The organism is Shinella zoogloeoides (genome assembly GCF_003574625.1).
In the GTDB taxonomy this organism is placed as follows: Bacteria; Pseudomonadota; Alphaproteobacteria; order Rhizobiales; family Rhizobiaceae; genus Shinella; species Shinella zoogloeoides_A.
In genome coordinates, this window is record NZ_QNUJ01000006.1 from 338,912 (window position 1) to 363,814 (window position 24,903).

Below are 24,903 nucleotides of genomic sequence, written 5' to 3' on the forward strand. Positions count from 1 at the left end.
AGGATCGGTTCCAGGCGCCGACGCCTCTTGCGGGTGATGCGCGAACAGAGACGGGGCCGGAGCATTCGCGCTTCCGACCCCGCTTCCGGGAGAAATCCGAGATAGGCCTCAAGGCCGCGCGCAACCGTATCCAGTGGACCAGCGGCCACAAGAGATGTCCGACGCCGATTGTATACGTCGCTGCCCGATCAATCCTATTTTTCAGCGGCCCCGCTGGCCGCCGGCAAGAGGCTTGCGACCGAAATTCCTGAAGGAAACGGCGCGGATACGTGATTGATGTCGATCATACATGGCTTCATGCCCATTGTACATGAGCAATTTGCTTGGATTGTCGACATGGTGAAGTGCGAAGTGTTGATGATATTATTTTTGCATTGTACACAATCATTGCGGTCTGAAGGATCGCGACGGAGTGGCGGCTGCTGGAGGGCGGCATGCCTTCTGCATCCAACAAACACCCATGGGAGGGGAAGCATGAAACAGGCACTTCTTTCGATTTGCGCCGCCGCGCTCGGTCTCGCGATCGCCGGCCAGGCCTCGGCCGCCGGCACGCTGGAAACCGTCAAGGCGCGCGGCAAGCTCATCTGCGGCGTTTCGCTGACGGTTCCGGGTTTTGCGGCGCCCGACGACAAGGGCCGCATGCAGGGTTTTGACGTCGATATCTGCCGCTCGATCGCCGCTGCCGTCTTCGGCGATGGCGAAAAGGTCGATTTCGTCCCGACCAACATCAATACGCGCTTCCAGGCGCTGCAGTCCGGCGAGATCGACGTGCTCTCGCGCCAGACGACGCACACCTTCTCCCGCGACGCTTCGCTCGGCCTCGATTTCGGCCCGACGGTCTTCTATGACGGCCAGGGCCTGATGGTGCCGAAGTCGCTCGGCGTCACCAGCGCCAAGGAACTGACGGAAGCCGCCATCTGCACCCTGCCGGGCACCACGACCGCGCAGAACATTTCCGACTTCTTCGCCGCCATCAAGGGCAAGTTCGAGCTCGTCGTCTTCGAAAGCCCGGACGAGAACCGCGCCGCCTTCTATTCCGGCCGCTGCGAAGCGATCACTTCCGACCGTTCGGACCTTGCCTCGATCCGCGCCGTCGCCAACAACCCGGACGACTACATCGTCCTGCCGGAAACAATCTCCAAGGAGCCGCTCGCGCCGGCCTTCCGCCAGAACGATTCCAACTGGGGCGATATCGTTTCCTGGTCCGTCTGGCTGCTGATGGCCGCCGAGGAAAAGGGTATCACCCAGGCGAATGTCGACGAGAAGCTGAAGAGCGAGGACCCGGACGTACAGCGCATGCTGGGCGCCACCGAGGAACTCGGCAAGATGCTCGGCCTCGACAACAAGTGGGGCTACAACATCATCAAGAGCGTCGGCAATTACGGCGAAGTCTTCGAGCGCAACGTGGGCGAGGGCACCAAGCTCGGCCTGACGCGCGGCCCGAACGCGCTCTGGAATGCCGGCGGCCTGATCTACTCGCCGCCGATCCGTTGATCGCTTCCTAGGGCGATCCTCCGGGGCGCGCGCATGGCGGTGCGTGCGCCCCCTCTTTCCTGATATCGGCGGCGAGGTTTCATGGCTTTCCTGCATGACATGCGCTTTCGCGCCTATTTTTACCAGGTCGTCGCGATCGGCTTCGTGGCCCTCGTCGGCTGGACCCTGTTTTCCACGGCGAGCGCCAACCTTGCCAAGCAGAACATCGCGACGGGCTTCGACTTCCTGACGCGGCCGGCCGGCTTCGTCATTACCGAGGCGGCCATCGCCTTCGAGCCCACCGACACGGTCGGCCGTGCCATCCTGGTCGGCATCGCCAATACGGTGAAGGTTTCGCTGCTCGCCGCCATCTTCGGCACCATGCTCGGCCTTGCCGTCGGCATCGCGCGCATGTCGCGAAACCCGCTGCTGGCGCGCCTCGCGCTCGTCTATGTCGAGCTTCTGCGCAACGTGCCGCTGCTGCTCTATCTCTTCCTCTGGTATTCGCTGATCATCCTCATCCTGCCGCCGGTCAAGCAGGCCCTGAACCTTCTGCCGGGTGTCTATCTCTCCAATAGCGGCCTCGTCGTGCCGGCGGCGCTCGTCGAAAGTGGGGGCCTTGCGCTTCTCGCCTGCCTCGTCGGCGGCGCGGTCGCGGCGCTCGTCATCCGCAATGTGGCAACGAAGAAGCGTGTCGCGACCGGTCAGTCGAACCATGGCGGCCTCATCGCGCTCACCGTGCTCGTCGGCCCGGCGCTGCTGCTCTGGCTTGCCGGCGGCGTCTCGATCGACTGGGATTTCCCGACGGCCGGAAAATTCCGCCTGACGGGCGGGCTGCATGTGCGGCCGGAATTCGTCGCGCTGCTCTTCGGCCTTGCGCTCAGCGTCTCTGCAAACGTCGCGGAAATCGTGCGCGCGGGCATCCAGGCGGTCAACAAGGGGCAGTGGGAGGCTTCGGCCGCGCTCGGGTTGCCGCGCGGCAAGACCATGCGGCTCGTCGTGCTGCCGCAGGCGCTGCGCATCATCATCCCGCCGCTCACCAATACCTATCTCACCGTCTTCAAGAACAGTTCGCTGGCCATCGCCATCGGCTATCCGGACCTCGTCACCGTCTCCAACATCGTGATGAACCAGACCGGGCAGGCCATGGAGACGATCGCGATTTTCATGGGCGTCTATCTCGCCCTCTCGATCGCCATCTCGCTTCTGATGAACTGGTACAATGCGCATGTCGCGCTGAAGGAGCGTTGATATGACCGACGTTCAGGCTCTCGTTCTCGCCCCGCCGCAGCCAGCCCCCGCCGCCGCCGCGCGTGGTGGAAAGCTCTCCGCCTATTTCGGCACGCCAGGCAATACGCTGATCAGCGTCGCCTCCATCGCCGCCATCGTCTTCATTGCCAAGCTCGCCTTCGGCTGGCTGGTAGTCGATGCCGTGTTTTCCGGCGACGGCGCGGTGTGCAAGGCGGCGAGCGGGGCCTGCTGGCCCTTCGTGGCGCAGAAGCTGCGCTACATGCTCTTCGGCTTCTATCCCTATGACGAGCAATGGCGGCCGATGCTCGCGCTGCTCCTGCTCTTCGGCGCCTGCCTCTTCTCCATGATGCCGCGCTTCTGGAGCCGCAAGCTGCTGATCGCCTGGATCATCGTCATCCTGCCGGCGCTCTATATCCTCATGGCCGGCGGCGTCTTCGGCCTGACGCCGGTGCCGACGACGAGCTGGGGCGGCCTGCCGCTGTCCTTCACGCTCTCCTTCGTCGGGCTGACGCTCGCCTTGCCGCTCGGCATCGTGCTGGCGCTTGCCCGTGCCTCGAACCTGCCGGCGATCCGGGTGCTTGCGGTCGGCTTCATCGAGATCGTGCGCGGCGTGCCGCTGATCAGCATTCTCTTCATGGCGACGGTCATGCTGCCGCTCTTCATGCCCGAGGGCACGACCATCGACAAACTGTTGCGCGCGCAGGTGGCGATCATCCTCTTCGCCTCGGCCTATATCGCCGAGATCGTGCGCGGCGGCCTGCAGGACGTGCCGGCCGGGCAATATGAGGCGGGCAAATCGCTCGGCCTGCACTACTGGCAGATCATGCGCAAGATCGTGCTGCCGCAGGCGCTGAAGAAGGTCATTCCGCCGATGGTCGGCCTCTTCATCGGCTTCTTCCAGGATACGACGCTCGTCACCATCGTCGGCCTCGTCGATTTCCTCGATACCGTCCGCTCCGCCATCCGCGACCCGGAATGGCAGGGCATCGCGGTGCTGGAAGGCTATCTCGTCGCCGCCGCCGTCTATTTCACCTTCAGTGCCCTGATGGGCGCCTACAGCCGCTTCCTCGAAGTGCATTTCAGGACGACCCATGCCTAACGTCACCGTCATCCGCAATGCCCGCACCGTCGTCGCCTATGACGAGGGGACCCGCGGCCACGCCTATATGCAGGACGCCGACGTCGCCTTCGACGAGACCGGCTTCGTCCATGTCGGCGGCCGCTATGACGGACCGTTCACGACGGAGATTTCCGGGCGCGATCGCATGGTCCTGCCGGGCTTCGTCAACGTGCATTGCCATTCCGGCGAGGAGCCTATCTCCAAGAGCTTCTTCGAGGACCAGGGAACCGCCGCCCTCTGGGGCCAGGCGATGTATGAATATTCGACGCTCATCGAGATCAGCGACGACGCGGTGAAGGCCGCGCTCACCGTCATGCTCGGCGACCTCCTGCGCAGCGGCGTCACCACCTTCGTGGACATTGCCGGCCCGCACGAATGCTGGCTGCCGACGTTGGTGCAAAGCGGCGCGCGCGCCTATGTCGCCCCCGGCTTCCGCGAAGCGCAATGGCATGTGGAAGACAGCCACCGCCTCGATTTTCGATGGGATGCCGCCCGCGGCCGCGAGGCCTTCGCCCGTGCGCTCGAAACCGTCGATGCGGCGCAGGCTCATCCCTCCGGCCGCCTCGGCGGCATTGTCGCCCCGGCGCAGGTCGAGACCTGCTCGCCCGAATTGCTGCAGGAAGCGGCGGAGGCCGCGCGCAGCCGCAAGGTGCCGATTACCATCCATGCCGCCCAGACCATGGCCGAGCACGAGGAGCTGCTGCGCCGCCATGGCCTCACCGCCGTGCACTATCTCGAAAAGCTCGGTGTCCTCGGTCCGGACCTCATCCTCGGCCATTGCATCTTCATCGACAGCCACGGCTGGACGCGCCAGCGAACGGCGGACGATCTCGGCCGTCTTGCGGCAAGCGGCACCAGCGTTGCCCATTGCCCCGTCACCTTCGCGCGTAGCGGCATGATCCTGCAATCGGTCGGCCGGTATCGTCGCGACGGGGTCAACGTGGCGCTCGGCACGGACAGCTATCCCTTCAACATGCTGGAGGAGATGCGCACCGCGCTGATCAACGCCCGCATCGCCGCCGGCACGGTCTTCGACGTCTCGACCGCCGATATTCTCGACGTCGCGACGCTGGCTGGCGCAAAGGCCCTTGGCCGCAGCGATATCGGCCGCATCGCGAAAGGTGCGAAGGCGGATTTCTCGCTGGTCGATCTCAAGCACCCCGGCATGCAGCCGGTCTACGACCCGCTGCGCAACCTGCTGCATTGCGCCGCCGAGCGTGCGGTCGCGGCCGTCTATGTCGACGGCGCCTGCGTCATGGAGAACGACCGGCCGACGCTGGTCGATTATGACGGCGCTCTTGCAGAATTGCAGGCGGTGCAGGATTTCGCGGTGCGCCATTTCCAGGCGAACGACCCGCGCGGCCGCTCCGCCGCCGCGCTCGCGCCGCTTTCGCTGCCGGTGCTGCCGCATCCGTGATGCTGCGGATCGCCAAGGGGGGAGGGAAGTCCTATGATGATCCTCCCGAACCCTGATCTGGCCGCACCGCGCATGCATCGACGACTGACCTTTCTCCGCTCCTCAGCCGCTTTTGCCGGCGGCTGGCTGTTGCTGCTGGCGGCTTTCGGCGTCTATTCCGCGACGAGCCATTGGCAGGCCTTCGAGCAGGAAGTGTCGGAAAGCGGCCGCGCCTTGCAGCGTGCCATCTCCCAGCGCGTCGCCCAGCACGATGCGCACCTGACCGGCCTCAGCGCCCTCGGCCTCGCACAGGCGCAGCCATCGGAGGATTTCGACCTCGTCGCCAAGTCGATCCTGCGCTTCTACCCCCGCATCGTCGCCATCGACCTCGTACGTCTTCCGTCAGGTACGTCGCCCGACGTCGTCAGTTCGGCGACATCAGGCGATGGCTCGACCGTCGATCCCGCGCAGGTCTCCCGGGCCGTGGAAATGCTCACCCCCGGCAAGGCGGCCTATGGCGCGGATGCCAAGCCCGGCCATTACCGCTTGATGAAGCGCATGAACGAGACGATGGCCGTCAGTCTCGATATCGACGGCGCAAAGCTGGTCGAGGGCGAGGAACTGCCGCGCTGGGCGACCCTGCGCCTCTCGACGGCCGAGGGGCCGCTGCTGGAAACCGGTGCAAGGCAGCCCGACGCTGCAGGTTTTCTTGCCCGCACGGTCAGTTTCGATGCGTCGATCGCCAGCGCCACCCAACCGCTGCGCCTTTCCCTGCAGCGCCATGTCACGCTGGCGCAGCTCCTGCCGCCGCTGCCCTTCGCGCTTTTCGCCGCCCTCTCGCTTGCGGGCCTCGTGCTCGTACGCTCGCTGCTGAAACACCGGCAGGATGCCGCATTGGCGCGGGAGGCGGCTGAGGCCGCGTCCCAGCGCGAGGCGCTGCGCCAGCACGAGACGAAGCTTGCCCATGCGCTGCGCATCAACAGCATGGGCGAGATGGCCTCCGGCATCGCCCATGAACTCACTCAGCCGCTGACGGCGCTGCTGAGCCAGAGCCAGGCGGGCAGGCGCATCGCCGCTGCGAACGGCCTGACGGATACGCCCATCGACACCGTGCTTGCCGCCAATGTGCTGCAGGCCAAGCGCGCCGCCGATATCCTGGTGCGCCTGCGCGCCTATGTCGGCAAGAGCGCGCTGGAGGCCGGCGTGCACGATCTCGGCCGTCACGTCGCCGATATCGTCGCCCTCTCGCGCATCGACCTCGACCGGCGCGGCATTGCGCTCGATATCGAGATACCGGAGGCCCCGGCACTGGCGCGGATCGACCCCGTGGAGATCGAGCAGGTCATCCACAACCTCATCCGCAACGCCGCCGATGCCGTCGAGCAGACGGAGAGGGCGGATGGCCGGGTGCTGGTCGCGCTGAAGCCGGCGGCGGCAAGCTACGAGATCACCGTTTCAGACAATGGCACCGGCATCCCGCCGGATATCCTGCCGCGCCTCTTCGAGCCGTTCTTCTCCAGCAAGCCCGATGGCATGGGCCTCGGGCTCAGCCTTTGCGAAAGTATCGTCGAGCGCTTCGATGGCAGCATTTCGGCCGGGAACGGGGCGGCGGGCGGCGCGACCTTCACCGTGCGCCTGCCGACGGCACAGGATATGCAGAAACGAGAGGAAGCAGCGGAATGACGATGGCGCCGGTCTATCTGGTCGATGACGACGAGGGAGTGCGCAGCGCCCTGTCGCTTCTGCTCGGCACCTACGGCGTCCGCATCGAGACGTTCGGCGATCCGACCGCCTTCCTCGCCCGCGCGCCGAAACTGAAGCCGGGCGTGCTGCTGCTCGACCTGCGCATGCCCGCCATCACCGGCCTGCAACTGCACGAAAAGCTCGCCGCCATCGGCTGCGACTGGCCCACCATCATCTGCACCGGCCATGGCGACGTGCATGCCTGCCGCCGCGCTTTCAAGGCGGGCGTCGTCGATTTCCTCACCAAGCCCATCGACGAGCAGGTGCTGATCGAGGCCCTGCAACAGGCCTCCGGCGCGCTGGACGTGCATGCGGAGAAGGCCGAGGCGGTGAAGCTGGTGGCGCAGCTCACCGATCGCGAGCGTGAGGTACTGGACATGGTCGGGCGCGGCTGGTCGACGAAGGAGATTGCCGACAGCCTGCAACTCTCGCCCCGCACGGTCGATACGCACCGCGCCAACATCGCCCAGAAGCTCGGCACGACCTCGGTCGCCGAGTTCGCGCGTCTCGCCCTGATCGGGCAGGCTCCGTAGTCCTACGGACCCCGCTCCGTCCGTCCACCGATACCCTAGCACGCGGAAATCTCCGAAAAGAGGGTCGTTGCCGCCGATGAGACCGGGCGGCCCCAGATGGAGATCAACATGAAGAAGTTCGTTGCTACCGCCTTCGCCGCTCTCGCCTTCGCCGGCGCCGCCAATGCCGATGTGCTCACCGAGCGCAACATGCCGCTCGACATCGCCGTCGAAGCCGCCCAGGCCGCCGTCAATGCCTGCGCCGCCAAGAAGTTCAACGTGACGGCCGCCGTCCTCGACCGCGCCGGCATCACCCGCGCCGTGCTGCGCGCAGACCGCGCCGGCCCGCATACCGTCGACAGCGCGATCCGCAAGGCTTTCACCGCCGCTTCCATGCGCACGCCGACCCAGAAGATCGCCGAGAATGTCGGCAAGAACCCGGCTGCCGCGCAACTCGTTTCCATCGAGGGCTTCCTCGTCCTCGCCGGCGGCGTTCCGGTGAAGGCGGGTGAGGAAACCATCGGCGCCATCGGCGTCGGCGGCGCGCCGAGCGGCGATATCGACGACGAATGCGCCCGCGCCGGCATCGAGGCCGTCAGCGCCAAGCTGAAGTAAGGATTGCGCGTTCCATGATCGACCCCGGCGCCGGAAAGCGCCGGGGTCTTTCTGTTTGAAGCTCCTCCAACGGAGGAGGGTGGGTCGCCGGGGTTTGTCCTTTGCCGGGAAAGGCATAGACTGCCCGAAATCACCGGGAGAATGCCGCATGCGCCCAACGATTCCCGCACTCGCCGCCTGCCTGCTTCTTGCCGCGGCCTCGCAGTCCGCTGCGCGGGACGGCGCCTATGTCGCCTGCGACAATGGCCTGCGCTGCTTCAAGGCGCCATGCCCTTCCACGACGGTGCGCGATCTTGCGACCGGCAAGCTGTGGAAGGGGACGTCGCCGGATATCGGCAGGCTTTCGGCGAGTGATCAGCAGCGTATCCGCGAGACGGATGCGCTCTATTATGGCCGCCTCGTGCTGCGCGGCCATATCGTGCGGCAGGCAAAGGGCCCTTCCGCGCTCGTCGTGACCGGCATCGAGCGGAAGGCGAAGCCGGCGGAGCGCCGGCACTGCCCGAAGGGATAGGGGCGACCTGCAAACGGCGCCTTTTCGCGCTTCCGGTGGATAGACCTAATCGCGGTCCGGCGCGCCGAGCGGGAAGAACTTCCGGTAGGGCCTTCCTTCATCGACCGCACGGGCGAAGGCGGGGCGTTCGAGCAGCCGCCGGCGATAGGCGTGCACGTTGCGAAAGCCCGGATCGATGGCATGGGTCCAGTCGGCGTAGAAGAGGAACGGGCCGGCGCCGCAATCGGCGAGCGTGAAGGCCTCGCCCGCGGCCCATTTTCGGCCTTCCATGTGCCGGTCGAGCCAGGCATAGGCGCGCTCCAGCATCCGCCGCGCCTCCTCGACGCCGTAGGGGTCGCGGTCCGGCTCGGAGCGGATGGCGTCGAAGACGATCTTCTGCTGCGGCGTCGAGATGTAATTGTCGAAGAAGCGGTCGAGCATGCGTACCTCGATCGCCGCGTCAGGATCGTCCGGGATGAGCTTCACGGGTCCCGGATAGCGCAGTCCCAGATATTCGATGACGATGGTCGCCTCGACGATCGTGCGGTCGCCGTCGACGAGGATGGGGAAGCGCTTGATCGGCCAGCGCGCCTCGAAATCGGCAAGCGTTTCCGGCTGGGCATGGTCGAGCATGCGATACTCGAAATCCGTGCCGTTTTCATAAAGCGCCGTCAGCGCCTTCTGGCAGTAGCTTGAAAAGGGATGGGCATAGAGAACCGGCTTCATGGCAACCTCCCGTTTGCCATGCCTTTGTCGCAAATCCGATTGCACTTTGCAATCGGATTTTCAAGGCGCAGCAGTTTCCCGACCTCGGGCGGGACCTGCATGGTTCCGGACCGTCAGTCGCTCCGCCAAGCGAAAGCCCTCTGCAGGTCTTCGCTGTGCGATCTTGCGAACTGGGTCTGGGCGAGCGGGATGGCCAGGACCAAAAAGACCAGGGCGCCGACGAACAACGCGCCGGGATAAAGCAGTCTGGGTTTCACGTATCACCTCGCATTCCAGCACCGGTTTATCCGGTGAAAAGCTGACATCGGGCTGAACGCGGCCGGATCGTTCAGGCGGCTGTCAGCTTGGCGGGGCAGGGGGAAACAAAATGGCGGACCGTGCGCGGCCTTGCCCGATTTGACGTGAAAGGACCATTCATGCGCGAAGGAACCGGCCGCTTCTCCCTCTGGCGGCCCGAACTTGGCAGCGTTACCGTCAGCATCCTGACGGCGCTTTATCTTCTGGCGCTCACGAACTGGAGCTTCTGGTCGAAGGGCTGGTCTTATCTGGAGGGCCGTCCCACCACCTTCGCGTCCATCGCCCTTGGGGTCGCCTGCCTTTACATCGCGCTCTGCGTCGCCGTTTCGCTGAAATATGTGATGAAGCCGCTCTTCATCGCGCTCATTCTCGCAAGCGCCGCGGGCGCCTGGTTCATGGACCGCTTCGGCGTCGTCATCGACATCGAGATGATCCGCAACGCGGCAGAGACGAACAGCGCGGAAGCCGGCCATCTCATCACGCCGGGCTTTGTCATCCACATGCTGGCCTATGGCGTGTTGCCCTCGCTCCTTCTGATCTGGGTGAAGGTCCGTCATCGCACCTTCTTCGGCAAGGTGCGCGGCAACCTTGCCGTCATCGTGCCGGCGCTTGTCGTCGCGCTCGTCGCGGGGCTCTCCCACGCCCGCGTCTATGCCGCCGCCGTCAGGGCGCATCACGACTGGTTCGAGACGCTCAATCCCATCGTGCCGCTCGTCACCGCCGTCCAGTTCGCGGCCGGCCAGTCCGGCGACCTGAATGTGGTGGCCGCCCCGCTCGGCGAGGATGCGCGTGTCAGCGACGCGCCGCTTGGCCAGCGCAAGCCACGCCTCATGATCGTCGTTGCCGGCGAGACCGCGCGCGCCGACAATTTCTCGCTCGGCGGCTATGAGCGCGACACCAATCCCGAACTGGCCAGGAAGGATATCCTCTACTTCCCCGACACGACGAGCTGCGGCACGGCGACCGCCGTCTCGCTGCCCTGCATGTTCTCCGTCTATACCCGCTCCGACTACACGCACCGCAAGGGGCTCGCGACGCAGAACCTGCTCGACGTGCTTTCCCATGCCGGCGTCGATGTCGAATGGTGGGACAACAATACCGGCGACAAGGAAATCGCCAAGCGCGTGAAGGAGCAGTCGCTGATCAAGAACGGCAATCCGGCCTATTGCTCGGGCGGCGAGTGCCAGGATCAGGTGCTGATCGATGCGCTGGACGGCTGGATCGGCTCGGTGAACCGGGACACGGTGCTGGTGCTGCACCAGATCGGCAGCCACGGTCCGGCCTATTACCAGCGCTATCCCGAGGCGTTCCGCCACTTCCAGCCGGAATGCCGCAGCGCCGAGTTCTCCGACTGCACCAAGGAGGAGATCGTCAATGCCTATGACAATACGATCGCCTATACCGACCACATCCTTGCAAGCGTGATCGACCGGCTGCAGAAGCAGGAGGACCGCCTCGACGTCTCCATGCTCTACATGTCCGACCATGGCGAATCGCTCGGAGAGCTGGGCCTCTACCTGCACGGCGCGCCCTACATGATCGCGCCGAGCCATCAGACCCATGTGCCCTTCGTGCTCTGGCTCGGCAAGGACGAGAAGGCGGCCTATTCCGCTGCCTGCCTCGAAGGCAAGACCAGGGAACCGCAATCGCATGACAACCTCTTCCACACCGTGCTCGGCATGATGCGGGTCGATACCACTGTGCGCGATCCGTCCCTCGACATCGTCTCCGGCTGCCGCGAGGGTGCTACGTCCTGAACGATGGGCATGGCAAGACGGCTCCTGCCCATGTATCGTCCGGATTCGGAAGGCGGCGGCGGTCAATGCGCCGCCGCGATGCGGAGTGCCGGGCGCTTGAGAGTTCTGCTGATCGAGGACGACGCCGTTCTGGGCGAGGCGGTGCGTGATTATGTTGCCGGGCTCGGTCATGCCGTCGACTGGATGCAGACGCTGGACGACGGCCGCACGGCGACGGACACGGTTGCCTACGACCTCATCCTGCTCGACCTGCGCCTGCCGGACGGCAGCGGGATTTCGCTGCTGACGGACCTGCGCCGGGCCGGTGCCATCACGCCCGTCATCATCCTCACCGCACACGACCAGATCTCCGACCGCATCGAGGGGCTGAACAGCGGGGCGGACGATTATCTCGTCAAGCCCTTCAACCTCGGCGAGCTCAATGCGCGCATGCTTGCCGTCGCCCGGCGTTATGCCGGCACGGCCCTCCCCTTGGTGGAGGCCGGGCCGCTGACGATCCAGCTTGCCGATCGCCGGGTGCTGCGCGAGGGCGAGCCGGTCGATCTTTCCAGCCGGGAATGGGCGGTGCTGGCGCGGCTTGCCGCCCGGCCCGATGCCATCGTCTCCAAGGGGCAGATCGAGGAGGCGCTCTATGCCTTCGGCTCGGAAATCGAAAGCAACACGGTGGAGGTCTATGTGAGCCGGCTGCGCAAGAAGCTCGGCAAGGGCTGCGTGGAGACCCTGCGCGGCATCGGCTACAGGCTCGGCCGATGAGAGGAGGGCCGTTGAGAGGGGGAAGGAGCCTTGCCGGCCAGCTCATGCTGTGGATCACGGCGACGATCACGCTCCTCTGGCTCGTCGCCGTCGGCTTCGGCGCCTTCGTCATGCATGACGAGTTCGGCGAGATTTTCGACAGCGCCCTGCAGGAGACCGCCGAGCGCCTCGTGCCGCTGGTGGTCGATGACCTGAGGCATCGCGACGAGCCGAACGCCCCGTTGCGCATCGAGGCGACGCGTGGCCCCTCCGAGGAGGAATACCTGACCTATCAGGTGCGCGACGAGACGGGCAGGGTGCTGCTGCATTCGCACACCGCGCCCGTCGATCCGTTCGGCGCGCCGCTCAAGGTGGGGTTCTGGGAAGGGCGCAAGGGCCGCATCTACACGGCTGCGACGCTGGACGAGACGATCTTCGTGCAGGTGCAGGATTCGGCGAAGGAGCGGCGGGAGGCGACGCGGGAGGGTTCGCTCGCCCTGCTCCTGCCCGTGCTGCTCATCGTTCCCCTCACCATCACGGCCGTCTGGTTCATCGTGCGCCGTGTTCTGGCGCCGGTCGAAACGTTGCGCGCGGCGATCGGCGAGAAGGATGGCGGCAATCTCGCCGCCATCGAAGCGGTGGGTCTGCCGCAGGAGCTGCGGCCGATCCTCCGCTCGGTCAATCTCCTGCTTGCCCGCCTGCGCGCGGTCCTTGCGGCCGAGCGCGAATTCACCTCCAACAGCGCCCATGAGCTGCGCACGCCGATCGCCGGCGCGCTGGCGCAGACGCAACTCCTTCTTTCCGAGCTGACTGACGTGCCGGAACGCGCGCGTGCCCAGCAGATCGAAGCCTCGCTGCAGAAGCTGACCAAGCTTACGGAAAAGCTGCTGCAGCTCGCCCGCGCCGAGGCGGGCATCGGCATGACGGAAAACACCTTCGACGTCGCCGATGTCGCCCGCGTCGTCGTCACCGATTTCCAGCGCGCCTCGGCCGATGCCGGGCGCATCCGCCTCACAAGCGACCTTGCCGCGCCCGTCCTGCACGAGGGCGAGGCGGACGCCTTCGCCATCGTGCTGCGCAATCTCATCGAAAATGCGCTGCTGCACGGGCGGGCCGATGCGCCGGTCGACATCCACCTCACCGGGGTGGGCGATGTGCGCATCCGCAACGGCGCCCCGCGCATGAGCGATGAGGAGCTTGCCGCCGTGCGCAAGCGCTTTGCCCGCGGCAGGACCCTTGCAGCCGGTTCCGGCCTCGGCCTGTCCATCGCCGAGCGGCTCCTGGGGCAGATGCAGGCGAGCCTCGTCCTGACCTCGCCCATCCCTGGCATGCCCGACGGCTTCCAGGCCGAGATCGTGTTTCCCACACGGAGCTGAGGGGCGGCAGCAGGCCTGACCCATTTCCGGACAGCCCGGGTTTCCGGTGTTTCCCGCTTGCAACAGTCGGGCGGTTCCGGCTATTTTTTGTATTAGCATGTGAGAAAGTTGTGGCTTTATGCCCAATATTGTGGTTTTATGTGGTCATAATCAAAAACTGGTGGGGAACATGGGTCGCAAACCGGAGGAATATGCGCGGCTTCTGGCCAGCGCACTTTGCAAGTTGCATGCAGCAGAATCTCGCGGCGGGTCGCCGCTTCTTTCAGAAAACAGCGTTCGCGTAATCAGCCAGACCATTGCCGCGGCGATGGACGAGGCACGGAATATCCACATCCATGAAGAGCTGACGGCGATGAACGAGCGCCGCGAGCGTGTCCTGCTTCACTCCTGATCGTAAGCTTATGGCGCGGGTTTGTACTGCGTATTGCGCCAATGACATGTCATGATCACGGAGCTGCCGCCCGAAGCCGCGTATTCTGGCTTCGGGCGGTCTATTCATGTCCTGAGGTGACTTTCCCGGTGCGGGGCGATAGGTCCTCATAAGGCCTGTGGCATCGATTCTGAGGAGGAACCCGACATGACGCAATGGGGCAGCACCGGCAAGGGCAGGATCGCACTGGTGACGGGCGGCGGAACAGGCATCGGCCTTGCAATCGCGCGCGCCCTCAGCGCCGAAGGCTATGCCGTCGTCATTACCGGGCGGCGGCTTGCCGTGCTGGAAACGGCGGCGGGGGAGATTGCTGCGGCGACGGGCAATCCTGTGCGGGGCATCGCCTGCGACGTCGGCGATCCCTTGCAGGTGGCGGCCGTCTTTGCCGAGGTGAAGCAGGAATTCGGCCGGCTCGACGTTCTCGTCAACAATGCCGGCTCCAATGTCTCGCCGGCATTGCTGGAGGACATTCCCTTCGAGGAATGGTCGAGCATCCTCGCCGCGAACCTCACCGGCGCGTTTCTCTGCACCCAGCAGGCCTTCCGCATCATGAAGGACCAGAGCCCGCGCGGCGGGCGCATCATCAACAACGGCTCGATTTCCGCGACCGCGCCGCGCCCCAATTCCGCGCCCTATACCGCGACGAAGCACGCCATCACCGGCCTCACCAAATCGATCGCGCTCGACGGGCGCAAATACGATATCGCCTGCGGCCAGATCGACATCGGCAACGCGGCGACCGACATGACCTCCCGCATGAATGCCGGCGTTCTGCAGGCCAACGGCGAAATCGCCTCCGAGCCGACCATGTCGGTCAGGCACGTCGCCGACGCGGTCGTCTACATGGCCAGCCTGCCGCTCGACGCCAACGTGCTGACCATGACGGTGATGGCGACCAACATGCCGTTCGTCGGGCGGGGGTAGGGCCCGTATCGGCCCGGGCCCGGCGGTGGCGCGCGTTTCAGGATTACTGCGACAGGATTGTTGAAATCCAGGGGTGAGCGGTGCAGTCCGTGAGCCCGCGATAGAGGATGCCCTCCCATCCGAAGGCGCTGGCGGCCTGCACCACCGCCTCCGAATCGTCGAAGAAGAGGGGCGGTTCGTCCTGGGGCCCGAGGATTTCCGCGGCGCGCTCGAAGAAGGCGCGCGTGGGCTTCAGCGCGCCGAACCGGGCCGCGTGAAACATATCGTCGAACAGGTTCTCGAAGCCGTGCCTGTTCCAGAGATGGAACGCGCGCAGGTGTTCCTGGTTGGTCGCGACATAGAGGCGGGCGCGTCCCGTCCGCCGGAGGCGACGGACGACATCCAGCAATTGCCGGTTCAGGTGACTGTCGCGATCCAGCCAGTAGCTGGCGACGACGAAGGGCGAGCCGTGAAAGCCCAGTTTCGGAAGGACCTCTTCAAGGGCCGAAAGCAGCGCCTTGCGGCCCGTCAGGACCTCTTTCTCGAAGGCCTGCTTGATGAAGAGATCGCGGAATGCCGCCGGATCGATGCCGAGATCGGCAAGCAAGTGCTCGTCCCATCGGCGGCGGCGCTCCGTCTGCCCCGTATAGCCATGGACGAGGACGCCATCCACATCGAAGAGCACCGACCTCAAGACAATTCCCTTTCGGCTTGATGGCTTAACGCCGCGGCTCGCCGCCTGCGGCGTAGACCGTCTTCTGCTGGAACTTGAAGACATGGCCGCAGCGGCAGCGGATCATGTGCTTGTCGGGATATTTCGAGGGCCGTTCGGTGAGGAAGCCGCGCGGCAGGGAATCGACGGTGAAATCCGGGTGAGCGCGGGTCGGCATGTCGTCCTCGGAGACTTCCGCATAGCCGGCATTGCCGCACATGGCGCATTCCAGTTTGCGCGAATAGCGGTCGCGGGCGGCCATGAGGGACTCCTTCGTCGGTTAGGGTTCGCCGTTAATAGGCATCGGCCCGGCCGGTTTCAAGGATTCGATGCGGCCAGCAAAGCCTGTAGGGCGGTGATGATGCGGCGGTGCTGGTGGGCGTGGCGGGTGCGCACGTTGACGGCGGCGTAGACCGGCTGGGCGATAGGCTCGGCGCCTTCCACCCGGCTTGCCGCGCCAGCCTGCACCAGCCGCGCGGCGTCGGCCGCCGTCACGAAGGCCGAGCCGCCCAGCTTCTGCATCAGCGCGAGGATGGCGGTCGTCTCGCCGCTGGCGATGGGGGCGGTGGAAAGGCCGGGATAGGCCTGCCGGTGCAGCCGGTCGAAGGCGGGGGAGTAGACGGCCTGGATATAATCCTCCGGCCTGACGTCCTCGATGCGGCTTACCCGGTTGCTCACCATGTCGTAGCGTACATCGCCGATGCGCTCGTAATGGAGGTCCGGCAGATAATGCGGCGTGAAGAGGATGGCGAGGTCGAGGTCGCCCGCGCCGAGGTCGCGGTTCATCTGGTTGGAGTAGTCTACCTCCAGATAGATCGACGTCGCCGGCAGCTCCATCCGCACCGCCGCCAGCCAGTCGCCGGCATAATGGGCGGCAAGGTCGTGCTGAAGGCCGAGGCGCATGGAGCGCTCGTAGGCGCCCGCCGTTTCCACCGCCCGTGCCGCCTCGTGCCACTGGTGCTGCAGGGCCTTGGCGTGGTCGAGGAAGCGCAGGCCTGCGGCGGTCGGCTGGGTGCCGCCCTTGTTGCGCGCGAAGAGCTTCCGGGCGAACAGCGCCTCCAGCGCGTTGATGCGATGCGTGACCGTCGATTGCGTGATGTTCAGCCGCTCCGCCGTGCGGTTGAAATTGCGCGTTTCCATCAGGTCGAGGAATGTCTCAATCAGGGCAATCTGCATGAACGCGCCGTATTTTCTCAATGTTTGACAATAGTCTAATCGGCATCCTCGATTAATAAAGCGAAATCCTCCGCTTGTCCCCCGGCGCTTTGGTTGCCACAAATCCCCGTCGAATAAGGGGAGCGAGAATGTCCGCACTGCCAAGCCATGCCCGTGTCGTCATCATCGGTGGAGGCGCTGTCGGCGCATCCGCCCTCTATCATCTGGCGAAAGCCGGATGGACCGATTGCGTGCTGCTCGAGAAGAACGAGCTGACCGCCGGCTCGACATGGCATGCCGCCGGCAACGTGCCGACCTTCTCCTCCTCCTGGTCGATCATGAACATGCAGCGCTATTCCGCCTCGCTCTACCGGGAGCTTGGCGAGCTGGTCGACTATCCCATGAACTACCATGTCACCGGCTCGATCCGCCTCGGCCACTCGAAGGAGCGGTTGCAGGAGTTCAAGCGCGTCGTCGGCATGGGCCGCTACCAGGGCATGGACCTCGACATCCTGACGCCCGACGAGATGCGCGGCAGATATCCCTTCCTCGAAACGCACGACCTTACCGGCGCGCTTTACGATCCCAATGACGGCGACATCGACCCCGCGCAGCTCACGCAGGCGCTCGCCAAGGGCGCGCGCGACATGGGCGCGAAGATCTTCCGCTTCTGTCCCGCCACCGGCGCGCGGCGCGAGGGGGAGGAGTGGGTGATCTCCACGCCGCAGGGCGAAATCCGCTGCGAGAAGGTGGTCAACGCTGCCGGCTACTATGCCCGCGAGGTGGGCAAATGGTTCGGCCGTGACGTGCCGATGATGGTGATGAGCCATCAGTACATTCTCTTCGAGGAAATCCCCGAGCTTGCCGCATGGTCGAGGGAGGCCGGGCACAAGCTGCCGCTGCTGCGCGACGTGGACTCGTCCTACTATCTCCGCCAGGAAAAGACGGGCATGAATCTCGGCCCCTATGAGCGGAACTGCAAGGCGCATTGGGTGACGCCTGACGATCCGATGCCGGACGATTTCTCCTTCCAGCTCTTCCCCGACGATCTCGACCGTCTCGAATGGTATCTCAACGACGCCGTCGAGCGCGTGCCGATCCTCGGAACGGCGGGCCTGTCGCGCATGATCAACGGCCCCATTCCCTATGCGCCCGACGGCAACCCGCTGATCGGCCCGATGCCTGGCGTGCCGAATGCCTTCGAGGCCTGCGTCTTCACCTTCGGCATCTGCCAGGCGGGTGGGGCCGGCAAGGTGCTGGCGGAATGGGTCACGGAAGGCGAGACGGAGTGGGACATGTGGTCCTGCGATCCGCGCCGCTACACGAGCTTTGCCGCCGACAAGGACTATTGCATCGCCAAGGGCATGGAAATCTACGGCCACGAATATGCGATGCACTTCCCCAAGCATGCATGGCCGGCGGGCCGGGACAGGAAGCTCTCGCCGATCCACGACCGCATCAAGGCGCTCGGCGGCCAGTTCAAGCCCTATAACGGCTGGGAGCGTGCCAACTGGTACGCCAGGCCCGGCGACGATCTTTCGGAGGAATCCACCCAGACCTGGAACCGCGAGGGGCCGTGGCGCCCGCGCATCGAGGAGGAGTGCCGCGCCGTCACCGAGGCCGCCGGCATCCTCGACCTTCCCGGCTTCTCCCGCTTCCGTGTGAAGGGGGAGGGCGCGACGGCGTGGCTCTCCTCGCTCATCACCGGCAAGGTGCCGAAGCCCGGCCGCATAGGCCTTGCCTATTTCTCCGACGACAAGGGCCGCATCGTCACGGAAATGTCCGTCATGATGCTGGACGAGGACTTCTTCTTCCTCATCACCGCCGCGACCGCCCAGTGGCACGATTTCGAATGGCTGACGAAGCATCTGCCTGACAATGCCGCCTTCACCATCGATGACGTGACGGACAATTTCTCCTGCCAGATCCTTTCCGGCCCGAATTCCCGCGCCATCCTTGCCGATGTGTCCGATGCCGACCTTTCCAAGGGCTGGCTGACGCACCAGAGCTGCCAGATCGCCGGCCGCTGGTGCCAGCTCGTGCGCGTTTCCTTCGCCGGCGAGCTCGGCTGGGAAATCCACACGAAGATCGAGGACACCGCCGCCATCTTCGACGCCGTGTGGGCGGCGGGGCAGAAGCATGGCCTGAAGCCTTTCGGCATGGAGGCGCTGGACAGCCTGCGCATCGAGAAGGGCTATCGTGCGTGGAAGGGCGATCTTTCGACCGACTACACGATCCTGCAGGGCGGCCTCGACCGTTTCGTCGACTGGACCAAGCCCGACTTCAAGGGCAAGCCGGCTCTGGAGCGCGAGAAGCAGCAGGGCGTCACCAAGCGCTTCGTGACGCTGACGGTGGAAGCCGGCGAATGCGACGCGCCCTACATGTCGACGCTCTGGCACGGCGGCAAGGTCGTCGGCGAGACGACCTCCGGCAACTGGGGCTACCGCACCGGAAAATCCATCGCGCTCGGCATGCTGCGCGCCGACCTTACCGTGCCCGGCACGGAAATCGAGGTGGAAATCTACGGCGACCGCTTCAAGGCGACCGTCCAGCCGGACGGCCCGCTCTTCGACCCCAACAATGAAAGACTGCGCGCATGAGCAAGCCCATTCCCTCCAAGGCGAGAGCCGTCATCATCGGCGGCGGCGTCTCCGGCTGCTCGGTCGCCTATCACCTCGCCAAGCTCGGCTGGACGGATGTGGTGCTGCTGGAGCGCAAGCAGCTCACGTCGGGCACGACATGGCACGCCGCCGGCCTCATCGGCCAGCTCCGCGCCTCGCAGAACATGACGCGCCTCGCCAAATACTCCGCCGACCTCTACGTCAAGCTGGAGGCAGAGACCGGCATCGGCACCGGCATGCGCCAGTGCGGCTCGATGACCGTGGCACTGACCGAGGAGCGCAAGGAGGAAATCTACCGCCAGGCCTCGCTCGCCCGCGCCTTCGATATCGACGTGCGCGAGATCAGCGTGGACGAGGTGAAGGGGCTCTATCCGCACCTCAACACGGCGGATGTGAAGGCCGCCGTGCACCTGCCGCTCGACGGCCAGTGCGACCCGGCCAATATTGCGATGGCCTTGGCGAAGGGCGCGCGGCAGAACGGCGCGACGGTCATCGAGAACGTCAAGGTGACGTCGGTGCTGACGAAGGACGGCCGGGTGACGGGCGTTGCCTGCGAGCAGAACGGCGAGACTTTCACCATAGAGACCGACAATGTCGTCAACGCCGCCGGCATGTGGGGGCGCACGCTCGCCGACATGTCGGGCGTCACGCTGCCGCTGCATGCCTGCGAGCATTTCTACATCGTCACCGAGCCGATCCCGAACCTTCAGCGCCTGCCGGTGCTGCGCGTGCCGGACGAATGCACCTATTACAAGGAGGACGCCGGCAAGATGCTGATCGGCGCCTTCGAACTGAAGGCCAAGCCCTGGGGCATGGACGGTATTTCGGAAGACTTCTGCTTCGACCAGTTGCCGGAGGATTTCGACCATTTCCAGCCGATCCTCGAAAACGCCATCAACCGCATGCCGATACTGGAGACCGCCGGCATCCACACCTTCTTCAACGGCCCGGAGAGCTTCACGCCCGATGACCGCTACTATCTCGGCGAGGCTCCGCAGCTGAAGGGCTACTGGGTCGCCGCCGGCTACAATTCCATCGGCATCGTTTCCTCCGGCGGCGCGGGCATGGCGCTTGCCCAGTGGATGAACGACGGCGAGCCGCCCTTCGATCTCTGGGAAGTCGATATCCGCCGCGCCCAGCCGTTCCAGCGGAACCGCGCTTACCTCAAGGATCGCGTCTCCGAAACGCTCGGCCTGCTCTATGCCGACCATTTCCCCTATCGCCAGATGGCGACGGCCCGCGGCGTGCGGCGCTCGCCACTGCACGAACACCTGAAGGCGCGCGGCGCGGTCTTCGGCGAGGTGGCCGGCTGGGAGCGCGCCAACTGGTTCGCCAAGGATGGGCAGGAGCGGGAATACCGCTATTCGTGGAAGCGGCAGAACTGGTTCGAGAACCAGAGGCAAGAGCACCTTGCCGTCCGCAACGGCGTCGGCCTCTTCGACATGACCTCCTTCGGCAAGATCCGTGTTGAGGGTCGCGATGCGCTGGCTTTCCTGCAAAAGCTCTGCGCCAACCAGATGGATGTCGCCCCCGGCAAGATCGTCTATACCCAGATGCTCAATGCCCGCGGCGGCATCGAGAGCGACCTGACGGTGACGCGCCTTTCGGAAACCGCCTTCTTCCTCGTCGTGCCCGGCGCGACGCTCCAGCGCGACCTCGCCTGGCTGCGCAAGCACCTCGCGGACGAGTTCGTCGTCATCACCGATGTCACGGCGGCCGAAAGCGTGCTCTGCGTCATGGGGCCGAAGGCGCGCGACCTCATGCAGAAGGTCAGCCCCAACGACTTCTCCAACGTCCATCATCCCTTCGCGACGGCGCGCGAGATCGAGATCGGCATGGGCCTCGCCCGCGCCCATCGCGTCACCTATGTCGGCGAACTTGGCTGGGAACTCTACGTCTCCACCGACCAGACCGCCCATGTCTTCGAGGTGCTGGAGGCGGCCGGAGCCGATGTCGGCCTGAAACTCTGCGGCCTGCACACGCTCGACAGCTGCCGTATCGAAAAGGCCTACCGCCATTTCGGCCACGACATCACCGACGAGGATCACGTTCTGGAAGCCGGCCTCGGCTTTGCCGTGCGCACGAAGAAGGGCGAGTTCATCGGCCGCGATGCGGTTCTGCGTAAGCAGGAGGAGGGGCTGAAGCGCCGCATGGTGCAGTTCCGCCTCACCGATCCGGAGCCTCTGCTCTTCCACAACGAGGCGCTGGTGCGCGACGGGAAAATCGTCTCCACCGTGACCTCGGGCAATTACGGCCATGCCCTTGGCGGGGCCATCGGCATGGGCTACGTTCCCTCGGAAGGCGAAAGCGAGGTGGATATCCTCGCCTCGCAATACGAGATCGAGATCGCCGGCGTGCGGGTGAAGGCGGAAGCCTCGCTCGTGCCGATGTATGATCCGAAAGCCGAAAGGGTGCGCGCCTGATGAACCTTGCCGAACGCCATCAACGGTTCCACGACCTGCACCAGTCGGGCTGCTTCGTCATCCCCAATCCGTGGGACATGGGGTCTGCCCGCATGATGGCGTCGGCCGGAGCCGCCGCGCTCGCCACCACCTCCGCCGGCTTCGCCTTCACGCTCGGCCGGCCCGACATGGGGCGGGTGACGCGCGAGGAATCGCTGAAACATGCCGAGGATATCGTCCGCGCCACGCCGCTTCCCGTCTCGGGTGATTTCGAGAACGGCTTTGCCGATGCGCCCGACGATGTGGCCGAGACGATCCGCCTTGCGGCCGAAGTCGGCCTTTCCGGCTGCTCCATCGAAGACACGCAGATGGTGGACGGCAACCCGGCCTATGCCTTCGACCTTTCCGTCGAGCGCATCCGCGCCGCTGCCGATGCCGCCCGCTCGCTCGGCCGGCCCTTCATCCTCTGCGCCCGCGCCGACGGCGTGATGAACGGCGTCTACGATCTCGACGAAGCCATCCGCCGCATCCAGGCCTTCGAAAAGGCCGGGGCGGATCTGCTCTATGTTCCGGTACCGCCGGGTGCCGAGGAGCTGAAGCGCGTGCTCGCCTCCGTCTCGAAGCCCGTCAACGCGCTTGCCGCCGGGCCGCTGCGCCAGCTCACGGTGCCGCAGTTCGCCGCCCTCGGCGTGCGCCGCATCTCGCTCGGCTCGACGATCGCCCGCGTCACCCACGCCGCCATCGCCGAGCAGATGGACGCCATCCTCAAGGACGGCAGCTTCGCGAAACTCTCAGCGGCCGCGTCCGGCGATGCCATCAACCGGATGCTGACAGCCGGCGCCGGCGAGGCGGATTGATCTTTTTCCGTGTAATGCCTAGCGGGTGGCCGCGCGCACGTCCCTGACGCCGAAGTCGAATTCGGGCGTCGTGACGGGGGTGAGGTCGAGGCCGGGGAAGACGGCGAAGGTGCTGAAGGTCTGGCTTTCGCCCGGCAGCACGCGCAGCACGATCAGGGCGCTGTCGCGGCCCGCCTCGCGGCAGGCGCCGTTCGGGCAATCGGAGAGCACCACGTCGAGCCGGAAGGATTGCAGCGGCATCGTGCCCTTGTTCGTGAGGCGGCCGGTGACGCGGTAGCTCGTCTTGGTCTGGCCGACGCTCGCCTGCATTTCGGAGAGGGAAACGTCGTCGGCGGTAAGCGCCGCTGCCGTGCTGCCGGGTGTCGCGGGATCGCTCGACGGCACCCGCTCGTCGACGAACCAGACGAGAAGCGCGCCGGCAAGGCCGATGGCGACCACGATGGTCAGAACGGGTTCAACCCAGCTTTGGAAGCGTCGAAAACGCAATGCGAGATACAGAATGGCCGCCGCCGCGACCGCAAATGCCCAGATCATCCCCGTCCTCCTGGGACTGGTATAGCCTGCGCGACGGGCGGCCGGAAGGGTATTCGGCTTCAAATCGCCTTGAACGGTCTCAGACCACGGCGCTGCCGGCCATCAGGGCAAGAACCAGGAAAATCAGGAAGATGACGAGCGCGATCACGAAGAGGACCTTCGCGATGGTGGCCGTCGCGGCCGATACGCCGGAAAAACCAAGGAAGCCGGCGATCAGTGAGATGACGAGGAAAATCAAGGCCCATTTCAGCATGGCGGTGCCTCCTGTTTGATGGAAGGCAAGACGCGTGAAGGGCAAGAAAGTTCCGGGGCGCTGGAGACGCCCCGGCAGGTGGCCGCGCGCGAGGGCGGCGGGGAGGGTCAGCCGTGGTTGATCATGACGTGGCGGACGGCGGTGTAGTCCTCCAGCGCGTAGATCGACATGTCCTTGCCGTAGCCCGACTGCTTGACGCCGCCATGGGGCATTTCGGTCGTCAGCATGAAGTGGGTGTTGATCCAGGTGCAGCCGTATTGCAGGCGGGAGGCCGCCTTCATGGCCTTGCCGATATCCTTCGTCCAGACGGAGGAGGCGAGGCCGTAGTCGCTGTCGTTGGCCCAGCCGATGGCCTGCTCGGCATCGGAGAAGCGGGTGACGGAGACGACCGGGCCGAAGACCTCGCGGCGCACGATCTCGTCGTCCTGCGTCGCGCCGGCGACGACCGTCGGCTGGAAGAAGTAGCCGTCGTCGCTGCCGGGGCGCCCGCCCGCGGTGATCTCGATATGCTTCACCTCGGCGGCGCGCTCTACGAAGCTCGCCACGCGGTCACGCTGGCGCCTGGAGATCAGCGGGCCGATCTCGTTCTGCGTGTCGTCGGGGTCGTTGTACTTGATGGTCGAGACGGCGGCCGAGAGGTCGGCGACCAGTTTCTCGTAGATGCCGTCCTGCGCATAGATGCGGCAGGCGGCGGTGCAGTCCTGCCCTGCATTGTAGTAGCCGAAGGCGCGGATGCCGGAGACGACGGCTTCGAGATCGGCATCGTCGAAGACGACGACCGGGGCCTTGCCGCCGAGTTCCAGATGGGTGCGCTTGACGGTCTTGGCGGCGGCGGCCAGCACCTTCTTGCCGGTGGCGACGTCGCCGGTGATGGAGACCATGTTGATCTTCGGATGGTTGATCAGTGCGTTGCCGACCGTCTCGCCGCGACCGAGCACGATGTTGACCACGCCTTCCGGCAGGATGTCGGCCAAGAGCTTGGCCATCTTCAGCGCCGTCAGCGGCGTCTGCTCGGAGGGCTTGAAGACGACGGTGTTGCCGCCGGCGATCGCGGGGGCGAGCTTCCAGGCCATCATCATCAGCGGATAGTTCCACGGCGCGATGGAGCCGACGATGCCGACCGGGTCGCGGCGCACCATGGAGGTGAAGCCGGGCAGATACTCGGCGGCGACCGGGGCGTGCAGCGAGCGGATCGCGCCGGCGAAGAAGCGCCAGCAGTCGACGATGGCGGGCAGTTCGTCGTTGCGGGCGGCGTTGATCGGCTTGCCGCAGTTGAGGGATTCGAGCGCGGCGAAGGCGTCCGAGTCCTTCTCGATGGCGTCGGCGATGCGCAGGAGATAGCCGGAGCGTTCGGCGGGCGTGGTGGTCGCCCAGGAGACGAAGGCCTTCTCGGCGGCGTCGACGGCGGCGTCGATCTGCGCATGGGACGCCTCAGGCAGGTCGACGATCTTGCCGCCGGTCTTCGGGTTCAGGATGTGCTCTTCCGCCTCGGTGCCGGCCTCGAAGCGCGAGCCGATCAGCATCTGGGTGTCCATGATGTTCTCCCTT

At 65.4% G+C, this 24,903-nt stretch carries 23 protein-coding genes; 16 read left to right on the forward strand and 7 right to left on the reverse strand.

The features are described 5' to 3' along the window. Positions 1-474 precede the first annotated feature (474 nt). The 8 genes from DSD28_RS14465 to DSD28_RS14500 all read left to right on the forward strand — a co-directional run bounded on the left by DSD28_RS14465 (position 475) and on the right by DSD28_RS14500 (position 8,621). Positions 475-1,494 (forward strand): amino acid ABC transporter substrate-binding protein, encoded by a 1,020-nt coding sequence (locus tag DSD28_RS14465; protein ID WP_119257102.1) that lies wholly within the window; start codon positions 475-477, stop codon positions 1,492-1,494. Positions 1,495-1,575: 81 nt separating this feature from the next. Continuing rightward, positions 1,576-2,724 carry an amino acid ABC transporter permease gene (locus tag DSD28_RS14470; protein WP_119257103.1) on the forward strand — a complete coding sequence of 383 codons (1,149 nt, stop codon included), beginning with the start codon at positions 1,576-1,578 and terminating at the stop codon, positions 2,722-2,724. Between the two features lies 1 nt (position 2,725). Continuing rightward, positions 2,726-3,823, forward strand: coding sequence for an amino acid ABC transporter permease (locus tag DSD28_RS14475; protein ID WP_119257104.1), 1,098 nt, complete (start codon positions 2,726-2,728; stop codon positions 3,821-3,823). Then, positions 3,816-5,261, forward strand: a complete 1,446-nt coding sequence (locus DSD28_RS14480) for an amidohydrolase family protein (protein WP_119257105.1) — start codon at positions 3,816-3,818, stop codon at positions 5,259-5,261. The genes DSD28_RS14475 and DSD28_RS14480 overlap by 8 nt, the downstream gene beginning before the upstream one ends. A gap of 33 nt (positions 5,262-5,294) precedes the next feature. Continuing rightward, positions 5,295-6,923, forward strand: a complete 1,629-nt coding sequence (locus DSD28_RS14485) for a sensor histidine kinase (protein ID WP_119257106.1) — start codon at positions 5,295-5,297, stop codon at positions 6,921-6,923. Then, complete coding sequence (locus tag DSD28_RS14490; RefSeq protein ID WP_119257107.1) at positions 6,920-7,516, forward strand: response regulator transcription factor; 597 nt, start codon at positions 6,920-6,922, stop codon at positions 7,514-7,516. Before DSD28_RS14485 ends, DSD28_RS14490 begins: the two co-directional genes overlap by 4 nt. Before the next feature lie 108 nt (positions 7,517-7,624). Then, on the forward strand, positions 7,625-8,110 hold the full coding sequence (locus DSD28_RS14495) for a GlcG/HbpS family heme-binding protein (RefSeq protein ID WP_119257188.1): 486 nt from the start codon (positions 7,625-7,627) through the stop codon (positions 8,108-8,110). A 148-nt stretch (positions 8,111-8,258) separates the two neighbouring features. Further along, positions 8,259-8,621 carry a hypothetical protein gene (locus DSD28_RS14500; RefSeq protein WP_119257108.1) on the forward strand — a complete coding sequence of 121 codons (363 nt, stop codon included), beginning with the start codon at positions 8,259-8,261 and terminating at the stop codon, positions 8,619-8,621. 45 nt (positions 8,622-8,666) lie between these two features. On the opposite strand, the gene DSD28_RS14505 is transcribed toward DSD28_RS14500, so the two are convergent. Next, entirely contained in the window at positions 8,667-9,326 is a 660-nt protein-coding gene (locus tag DSD28_RS14505; RefSeq protein WP_119257109.1) for a glutathione S-transferase family protein, read from the reverse strand. 416 nt (positions 9,327-9,742) lie between these two features. Here DSD28_RS14505 and DSD28_RS14510 point away from each other — a divergent pair, with 416 nt between their 5' ends. From DSD28_RS14510 to DSD28_RS14530, 5 genes are all read left to right on the forward strand, one after another. Continuing rightward, on the forward strand, positions 9,743-11,380 hold the full coding sequence (locus DSD28_RS14510; protein WP_119257110.1) for a phosphoethanolamine transferase: 1,638 nt from the start codon (positions 9,743-9,745) through the stop codon (positions 11,378-11,380). A 96-nt stretch (positions 11,381-11,476) separates the two neighbouring features. Beyond that, positions 11,477-12,133 (forward strand): response regulator transcription factor, encoded by a 657-nt coding sequence (locus DSD28_RS14515; RefSeq protein WP_119257189.1) that lies wholly within the window; start codon positions 11,477-11,479, stop codon positions 12,131-12,133. Between the two features lie 11 nt (positions 12,134-12,144). After that, positions 12,145-13,488 (forward strand): sensor histidine kinase, encoded by a 1,344-nt coding sequence (locus DSD28_RS14520; protein ID WP_245424839.1) that lies wholly within the window; start codon positions 12,145-12,147, stop codon positions 13,486-13,488. A gap of 118 nt (positions 13,489-13,606) precedes the next feature. Next, the gene (locus tag DSD28_RS14525; protein WP_162911405.1) at positions 13,607-13,879 is read left to right on the forward strand and encodes a hypothetical protein; all 273 of its coding nucleotides are present in this window, start codon (positions 13,607-13,609) and stop codon (positions 13,877-13,879) included. Positions 13,880-14,065: 186 nt separating this feature from the next. Next, positions 14,066-14,842, forward strand: coding sequence for an SDR family oxidoreductase (locus DSD28_RS14530; RefSeq protein ID WP_119257113.1), 777 nt, complete (start codon positions 14,066-14,068; stop codon positions 14,840-14,842). A gap of 43 nt (positions 14,843-14,885) precedes the next feature. Here DSD28_RS14530 and DSD28_RS14535 read toward each other — a convergent pair whose 3' ends face one another. Genes DSD28_RS14535 through DSD28_RS14545 form a run of 3 tightly spaced genes read right to left on the reverse strand, consistent with a single transcriptional unit; the run spans position 14,886 to position 16,709 of the window. Beyond that, positions 14,886-15,506 carry an HAD family hydrolase gene (locus DSD28_RS14535; protein ID WP_245424843.1) on the reverse strand — a complete coding sequence of 207 codons (621 nt, stop codon included), beginning with the start codon at positions 15,504-15,506 and terminating at the stop codon, positions 14,886-14,888. A 34-nt stretch (positions 15,507-15,540) separates the two neighbouring features. Further along, positions 15,541-15,795, reverse strand: a complete 255-nt coding sequence (locus DSD28_RS14540; protein ID WP_119257115.1) for a hypothetical protein — start codon at positions 15,793-15,795, stop codon at positions 15,541-15,543. Between the two features lie 56 nt (positions 15,796-15,851). After that, on the reverse strand, positions 15,852-16,709 hold the full coding sequence (locus DSD28_RS14545) for a LysR family transcriptional regulator (RefSeq protein ID WP_119257116.1): 858 nt from the start codon (positions 16,707-16,709) through the stop codon (positions 15,852-15,854). A 128-nt stretch (positions 16,710-16,837) separates the two neighbouring features. On the opposite strand from DSD28_RS14545, the gene DSD28_RS14550 reads away from it, so the two are divergent. Genes DSD28_RS14550 through DSD28_RS14560 form a run of 3 tightly spaced genes read left to right on the forward strand, consistent with a single transcriptional unit; the run spans position 16,838 to position 22,568 of the window. Then, complete coding sequence (locus DSD28_RS14550; protein WP_119257117.1) at positions 16,838-19,288, forward strand: GcvT family protein; 2,451 nt, start codon at positions 16,838-16,840, stop codon at positions 19,286-19,288. Next, positions 19,285-21,732: a GcvT family protein gene (locus tag DSD28_RS14555; protein ID WP_119257118.1), complete on the forward strand. Its 2,448-nt coding sequence runs from the start codon at positions 19,285-19,287 to the stop codon at positions 21,730-21,732. Before DSD28_RS14550 ends, DSD28_RS14555 begins: the two co-directional genes overlap by 4 nt. Continuing rightward, on the forward strand, positions 21,732-22,568 hold the full coding sequence (locus DSD28_RS14560; protein ID WP_119257119.1) for an isocitrate lyase/PEP mutase family protein: 837 nt from the start codon (positions 21,732-21,734) through the stop codon (positions 22,566-22,568). Before DSD28_RS14555 ends, DSD28_RS14560 begins: the two co-directional genes overlap by 1 nt. 18 nt (positions 22,569-22,586) lie before the next feature. Here the strand turns inward: DSD28_RS14560 and DSD28_RS14565 are convergent, their stop codons facing one another. The 3 genes from DSD28_RS14565 to DSD28_RS14575 form a co-directional block, all read right to left on the reverse strand. Then, positions 22,587-23,102: a hypothetical protein gene (locus tag DSD28_RS14565; RefSeq protein ID WP_119257120.1), complete on the reverse strand. Its 516-nt coding sequence runs from the start codon at positions 23,100-23,102 to the stop codon at positions 22,587-22,589. Between the two features lie 79 nt (positions 23,103-23,181). Beyond that, entirely contained in the window at positions 23,182-23,355 is a 174-nt protein-coding gene (locus DSD28_RS14570) for a DUF1328 domain-containing protein (RefSeq protein ID WP_119257121.1), read from the reverse strand. A gap of 107 nt (positions 23,356-23,462) precedes the next feature. Continuing rightward, positions 23,463-24,890, reverse strand: a complete 1,428-nt coding sequence (locus DSD28_RS14575) for a gamma-aminobutyraldehyde dehydrogenase (protein ID WP_119257122.1) — start codon at positions 24,888-24,890, stop codon at positions 23,463-23,465. Positions 24,891-24,903 lie beyond the last annotated feature (13 nt).

Excerpts from the sequence above, each read along its gene's own strand:
- DSD28_RS14525 (WP_162911405.1), top strand. The coding sequence starts at position 13,607 with ATGCCCAATATTGTGGTTTTATGTGGTCATAATCAAAAACTGGTGGGG.
- DSD28_RS14505 (WP_119257109.1), bottom strand. The coding sequence starts at position 9,326 with ATGAAGCCGGTTCTCTATGCCCATCCCTTTTCAAGCTACTGCCAGAAG.
- DSD28_RS14475 (WP_119257104.1), top strand. The coding sequence starts at position 2,726 with ATGACCGACGTTCAGGCTCTCGTTCTCGCCCCGCCGCAGCCAGCCCCC.
- DSD28_RS14495 (WP_119257188.1), top strand. The coding sequence starts at position 7,625 with ATGAAGAAGTTCGTTGCTACCGCCTTCGCCGCTCTCGCCTTCGCCGGC.
- DSD28_RS14465 (WP_119257102.1), top strand. The coding sequence starts at position 475 with ATGAAACAGGCACTTCTTTCGATTTGCGCCGCCGCGCTCGGTCTCGCG.
- DSD28_RS14575 (WP_119257122.1), bottom strand. The coding sequence starts at position 24,890 with ATGGACACCCAGATGCTGATCGGCTCGCGCTTCGAGGCCGGCACCGAG.
- DSD28_RS14555 (WP_119257118.1), top strand. The coding sequence starts at position 19,285 with ATGAGCAAGCCCATTCCCTCCAAGGCGAGAGCCGTCATCATCGGCGGC.
- DSD28_RS14485 (WP_119257106.1), top strand. The coding sequence starts at position 5,295 with ATGATGATCCTCCCGAACCCTGATCTGGCCGCACCGCGCATGCATCGA.
- DSD28_RS14560 (WP_119257119.1), top strand. The coding sequence starts at position 21,732 with ATGAACCTTGCCGAACGCCATCAACGGTTCCACGACCTGCACCAGTCG.
- DSD28_RS14565 (WP_119257120.1), bottom strand. The coding sequence starts at position 23,102 with ATGATCTGGGCATTTGCGGTCGCGGCGGCGGCCATTCTGTATCTCGCA.
- DSD28_RS14510 (WP_119257110.1), top strand. The coding sequence starts at position 9,743 with ATGCGCGAAGGAACCGGCCGCTTCTCCCTCTGGCGGCCCGAACTTGGC.
- DSD28_RS14470 (WP_119257103.1), top strand. The coding sequence starts at position 1,576 with ATGGCTTTCCTGCATGACATGCGCTTTCGCGCCTATTTTTACCAGGTC.
- DSD28_RS14500 (WP_119257108.1), top strand. The coding sequence starts at position 8,259 with ATGCGCCCAACGATTCCCGCACTCGCCGCCTGCCTGCTTCTTGCCGCG.
- DSD28_RS14550 (WP_119257117.1), top strand. The coding sequence starts at position 16,838 with ATGTCCGCACTGCCAAGCCATGCCCGTGTCGTCATCATCGGTGGAGGC.
- DSD28_RS14570 (WP_119257121.1), bottom strand. The coding sequence starts at position 23,355 with ATGCTGAAATGGGCCTTGATTTTCCTCGTCATCTCACTGATCGCCGGC.
- DSD28_RS14540 (WP_119257115.1), bottom strand. The coding sequence starts at position 15,795 with ATGGCCGCCCGCGACCGCTATTCGCGCAAACTGGAATGCGCCATGTGC.
- DSD28_RS14545 (WP_119257116.1), bottom strand. The coding sequence starts at position 16,709 with ATGCAGATTGCCCTGATTGAGACATTCCTCGACCTGATGGAAACGCGC.
- DSD28_RS14490 (WP_119257107.1), top strand. The coding sequence starts at position 6,920 with ATGACGATGGCGCCGGTCTATCTGGTCGATGACGACGAGGGAGTGCGC.
- DSD28_RS14480 (WP_119257105.1), top strand. The coding sequence starts at position 3,816 with ATGCCTAACGTCACCGTCATCCGCAATGCCCGCACCGTCGTCGCCTAT.
- DSD28_RS14530 (WP_119257113.1), top strand. The coding sequence starts at position 14,066 with ATGACGCAATGGGGCAGCACCGGCAAGGGCAGGATCGCACTGGTGACG.